The 5,159-nt window shown below is 70.8% G+C and carries 5 protein-coding genes; 4 read left to right on the top strand and 1 reads right to left on the bottom strand.

Annotated features, from left to right (window positions below; genetic code table 11):
- The first annotated feature begins 1 nt into the window (after position 1).
- The 4 genes from CCN44_RS12445 to CCN44_RS12460 all read left to right on the top strand — a co-directional run bounded on the left by CCN44_RS12445 (position 2) and on the right by CCN44_RS12460 (position 4,404).
- A complete protein-coding gene (locus CCN44_RS12445) occupies positions 2-1,378 on the top strand; it encodes a cellulase family glycosylhydrolase (protein WP_244203909.1) in 1,377 nt (458 codons plus the stop codon).
- 242 nt (positions 1,379-1,620) lie between these two features.
- Positions 1,621-3,285, top strand: coding sequence for an energy-dependent translational throttle protein EttA (gene ettA / locus CCN44_RS12450; protein ID WP_059249614.1), 1,665 nt, complete (start codon positions 1,621-1,623; stop codon positions 3,283-3,285).
- 7 nt (positions 3,286-3,292) lie between these two features.
- On the top strand, positions 3,293-3,730 hold the full coding sequence (locus tag CCN44_RS12455) for an acyl-CoA thioesterase (protein ID WP_059249613.1): 438 nt from the start codon (positions 3,293-3,295) through the stop codon (positions 3,728-3,730).
- On the top strand, positions 3,727-4,404 hold the full coding sequence (locus CCN44_RS12460; protein ID WP_086697683.1) for a hypothetical protein: 678 nt from the start codon (positions 3,727-3,729) through the stop codon (positions 4,402-4,404). Before CCN44_RS12455 ends, CCN44_RS12460 begins: the two co-directional genes overlap by 4 nt.
- 10 nt (positions 4,405-4,414) lie before the next feature.
- Here the strand turns inward: CCN44_RS12460 and CCN44_RS12465 are convergent.
- Positions 4,415-5,159: ABC transporter ATP-binding protein (locus CCN44_RS12465; protein WP_086697685.1), on the bottom strand; the 745-nt coding region annotated here is incomplete at its 5' end.

Below are 5,159 nucleotides of genomic sequence, written 5' to 3' on the forward strand. Positions count from 1 at the left end.
CATGTGGGGAGCCCCGCCCGAGGGCCGCCCGCCCCGGGGCCGCGCCCGGAACCGGCTCGCCGCCGCCTACGAACGCTTCCTGACCGCGCTGCTCGACCCGCGCGCCGAGGAGCACTTCGCTCCCGCGCTCTACACCATGGCCCGGGCCGCGGCCGACGGCACGCTGAGCCCGTTCCTGCGCGGCGACCGGGCCGTCACCCTCCTCGCCGCGGTGTGGAACCGCCCGGGCCTGGCCGTCCGGGAGGCCCGGCCCACCCTGCACGACGCGGTCACCGCCACCGCCCTGGACTGGAACCGCACGCTGGCCACCGGCGCGGCGGCCGACCTGGGATTCACCGGCTCCTTCACGGGCGCCAACCCGAAGCCCACGGCCTTCGCGCTCAACGGCGTGCCCTGCACCGGCTCCGTCGAGGAGCCCCCGCCGACCACCCCGGGCGACGGCACCCCGGTCGGCGTCAACGGCCGGCTGCACGTCTGCGGTGTGCACCTGTGCAACCAGTACAACCGCCCCGTCCAGCTGCGCGGCATGAGCACGCACGGCATCCAGTGGTTCAGCAAGTGCTACAACACCGCGTCCCTGGACGCGCTGGCGAAGAACTGGAAGTCGGATCTGCTGCGCATCGCCATGTACGTGCAGGAGGACGGCTATGAGACCGACCCGGCGGGCTTCACCGGCCGGGTGAACGGCCTCGTCGACATGGCCGAGGCCCGCGGCATGTACGCGGTGATCGACTTCCACACGCTGACACCGGGCGACCCGAACTACAACCTGGACCGCGCGAAGACGTTCTTCGCGTCCGTGGCCGCGCGCAACGCAGGCAAGAAGAACGTGATCTACGAGATCGCCAACGAGCCCAACGGCGTGAGCTGGACGGCCGTCAAGAGCTACGCCGAGCAGGTCATCCCGGTCATCCGGGCCGCCGACCCGGACGCCGTGATCATCGTCGGCACCCGCGGCTGGTCCTCGCTGGGAGTCTCGGACGGCTCCAACGAGAGCGAGGTCGTCAACAACCCCGTCAACGCCACCAACATCATGTACGCGTTCCACTTCTACGCCGCGAGCCACAAGGACGCCTACCGCGCCGCGGTGAGCCGGGCGGCCTCGCAGCTGCCGCTGTTCGTCAGCGAGTTCGGCACAGTGAGCGCCACCGGCGGCGGCACGCTGGACCGGGCCAGCACCACGGCCTGGCTGGACCTGCTCGATCAGCTGAAGATCAGCTACGCGAACTGGACGTACTCCGACGCCCCCGAGAGCAGCGCGGCGTTCCGCCCCGGCACCTGCGACGGCGGCGACTACAGCAGCAGCGGCGTCCTGACCGAGTCCGGGACGCTGCTCAAGAGCCGGATCAGCACCCCCGACAGCTTCCCCACCAGCTGATCACCGACGGGGGCCCCGGCCGGACCGGCGGCCCCCGTCCGCCCTTACTCCGGCACGGCCGGGCGCCGCCCGAGGACCCGGGTCGCCCAATGTGACCCACGGTGCACAGGAGCCGGACGCGTCAGCGGGGAAGCCCCAGGTCACCGCTCCCCGGCCGGACGGGTTACCACCCAAGGCAGGCGGTCAGGCAAGATGGGGTGTATCTGCCCACTGCCAGATTTCAAGCTGCCGGACGGTTTCTCTTGGCTGAGTACATCTACACCATGCGCAAGACGCGCAAGGCGCACGGCGACAAGGTGATCCTTGACGACGTCTCGCTGAACTTCCTGCCCGGTGCGAAGATCGGTGTGGTCGGCCCGAACGGCGCCGGTAAGTCGACCGTGCTGAAGATCATGGCGGGCATCGAGCAGCCGTCGAACGGGGACGCGTTCCTGTCGCCGGGGTACAGCGTCGGCATCCTCCTCCAGGAGCCCCCGCTGACCGAGGAGAAGACCGTCCTGGAGAACGTCCAGGAGGGTGTCGCCGAGATCAAGGGCAAGCTCGACCGGTTCAACGAGATCGCCGAGCTGATGGCGACGGACTACTCCGACGCGCTGCTCGACGAGATGGGCAAGCTCCAGGAGGAGCTGGACCACGCCAACGCGTGGGACCTCGACGCCCAGCTGGAGCAGGCCATGGACGCCCTCGGGTGCCCCCCGGGCGACTGGCCCGTCACCAACCTCTCCGGTGGTGAGAAGCGCCGCGTCGCGCTCTGCAAGCTGCTGCTGGAGCAGCCCGACCTGCTGCTCCTGGACGAGCCCACCAACCACCTGGACGCCGAGTCGGTGAACTGGCTGGAGCAGCACCTGGCCAAGTACCCGGGCACGGTGGTCGCGATCACCCACGACCGGTACTTCCTCGACAACGTCGCCGAGTGGATCCTCGAACTGGACCGCGGCCGCGCCTACCCGTACCAGGGCAACTACTCCACCTACCTGGAGACCAAGGCCGCCCGTCTGAAGGTCGAGGGCCAGAAGGACGCCAAGCGGCAGAAGCGGCTCAAGGAAGAGCTGGAGTGGGTGCGGTCGAACGCCAAGGGGCGCCAGGCCAAGTCCAAGGCCCGTCTCGCGCGGTACGAGGAGATGGCCGCCGAGGCCGAGAAGATGCGGAAGCTGGACTTCGAGGAGATCCAGATCCCGCCGGGGCCGCGGCTCGGCAACGTCGTCGTCGAGGTCAACAACCTCAGCAAGGCCTTCGGGGACAAGGTCCTCATCGACGACCTCAGCTTCACGCTGCCGCGCAACGGCATCGTCGGTGTCATCGGCCCGAACGGCGCCGGCAAGACGACGCTGTTCAAGATGATCCAGGGCCTGGAGAAGCCCGACTCCGGCGACATCAAGGTCGGCGAGACCGTCAAGATCTCGTACGTCGACCAGAGCCGCGAGAACATCGACCCGAAGAAGACGCTGTGGGCGGTCGTCTCCGACGAACTCGACTACATCAACGTCGGCCAGGTCGAGATGCCGTCCCGCGCGTACGTCTCCGCCTTCGGCTTCAAGGGCCCGGACCAGCAGAAGCCGGCCGGCGTCCTCTCCGGTGGTGAGCGCAACCGGCTCAACCTGGCGCTGACCCTGAAGCAGGGCGGCAACCTGCTGCTCCTGGACGAGCCCACCAACGACCTCGACGTCGAGACGCTCTCCAGCCTGGAGAACGCCCTGCTGGACTTCCCCGGCTGCGCCGTCGTCGTCTCCCACGACCGCTGGTTCCTCGACCGTGTCGCCACGCACATCCTCGCCTACGAGGGCGAGTCGAAGTGGTTCTGGTTCGAGGGCAACTTCGAGTCGTACGAGAAGAACAAGATCGAGCGGCTCGGCCCGGACGCCGCGCGTCCGCACCGCGCCACCTACAAGAAGCTGACCCGGGGCTGATCGCATCTTGCGCCACATCTACCGCTGCCCGCTGCGCTGGGCGGACATGGACGCGTACGGCCACGTCAACAACGTGGTGTTCCTCCGCTACCTGGAGGAAGCCCGGATCGACTTCCTGTTCCGCCCGGACAAGGATTTCCGGCAGGGGTCCGTGGTGGCGCGCCACGAGATCGACTACAAGCGGCAGCTCGTCCACCGGCACGAGCCGGTGGACATCGAGCTGTGGGTCACCGAGATCAAGGCCGCGTCCTTCACCCTCGCCTACGAGGTGAAGGACGGCGATCTCGTCTACGTACGGGCGTCGACGGTCATCGTCCCGTTCGACTTCGACGCCCAGCGCCCGCGGCGGATCACCGCCGAGGAGCGGGAGTTCCTCCGGGAGTACATGGACACCCCGGACGGCGTCACGGACCCGGAGTCCGAGGGGGAGGCCGTCGCGGCATGACGGTGCTGCACCTGGCCGACGAGAGGGAGGCGGCGGACCTCACCGCCTTCCTCTCCCGGCTGCTCCACTACGACCGTGGGGCCGCGGTGCGGTTGCAGGCCGCCGGCACCGCCCTCGCCGTCTTCGGCCGGCCGCCCTCCTTCGAGGTGCTGGCCGTCCGCGCGGTGCGGCTGGCGAAGCCGTACGAGGACGGGCTCGACGTCACCCTCGACGTGACCGTCTCCGCCGGTGAGCTGCTGGAGTCCGTGGACGAGCGGGCGGCCACCGCCGCCGTCCCGGCCGCGGTCACCGGACCGCCGTGGGCCGGGGTGCTGCCGCCGCGGGCCGGCTGGCAGCCGGAGCCCGGGCTGCCGGCGCCGGACGCGCTGCGCGCCACGGTCGCCGCCGCGGTGGCCGAGTTCCGCGCGCGCACCGAGGAACTGGGCCCCGAGGGCCGTACCCGCGCGGAGCTGGACCGGATCGGGCGGGACATCTGGTCCCGGCAGGTCAAGGGCACCCGGCTGCCCGTGCGGGCGGTGCACGCGGCCCAGTCACTGGGCTTCCTGCGGCCCGGGATCGAGCCGGGCGACACCGGGCTGTTCTCCTCGGGGGCGTGGCTGCGGCTGCGCACGCCGTACGGCTCGGTGGCGGTACGGCAGGCGGGGCTCGGGTCCTTCGGGCTCAGCGTGCGCTGAGCCGCCCGCGTCACCTCGTGTCGTCCGGCCATACGCCGATGTGGTCGGACTCCAGCTCCAGGGCCACGCGGTCGCGCATGTCCAGGGCGCGCAGATAGTCGGCGGGCAGCTGGAGCCGGCCCGCGCGGTCGAGCATGGCGTACTCGCGGGCCACGACCGTCTCGCGGCCGGTCGCCGCGTCGATCTCGCTGCGGCGCAGCACCTCGGTGGAGGTACGGCCGTCGCGGATCGCCACCGTACGGCGGACCTCGCCCGCCACCGCCTGGTCGTGGGTGACGATGACGACGGTGGTGCCGAGGGTCTCGTTGGCCGTGCGGAACGCGTCGAAGATCTGGGCCGCCGTCCGGGAGTCGAGTTCGCCGGTGGGTTCGTCGGCGAGCAGGACGGCGGGGTCGTTCGCGAGGGCCACGGCGATCGCGACGCGTTGCTGCTGGCCGCCGGACAGCTGCTGGGGGCGGCGATCGCGGCAGTCGGCCACCCGCAGCAGCTCCAGGAGTTCCAGGGCGCGTGCGGCACGGGCGCGGCGGCCCTTGCGGGTGCCGGAGAGCTGGAGGGGGAGGGCGACGTTCTGGGCCGCGGTGAGATACGGGAGCAGGTTGCGGGCGGTCTGCTGCCAGACGAAGCCGACGACCTCGCGGCGGTAGGCGAGGCGGTCGGCGGCGGTCAGGGTGAGCAGGTCGCGGCCGGCGACGCGGGCCGCGCCGGCGGTGGGGGTGTCGAGGCCGGCGAGGATGTTCATCAGGGTGGACTTGCCG

Source organism: Streptomyces tricolor (assembly GCF_002155905.1).
Lineage (GTDB): Bacteria > Actinomycetota > Actinomycetes > Streptomycetales > Streptomycetaceae > Streptomyces > Streptomyces tricolor.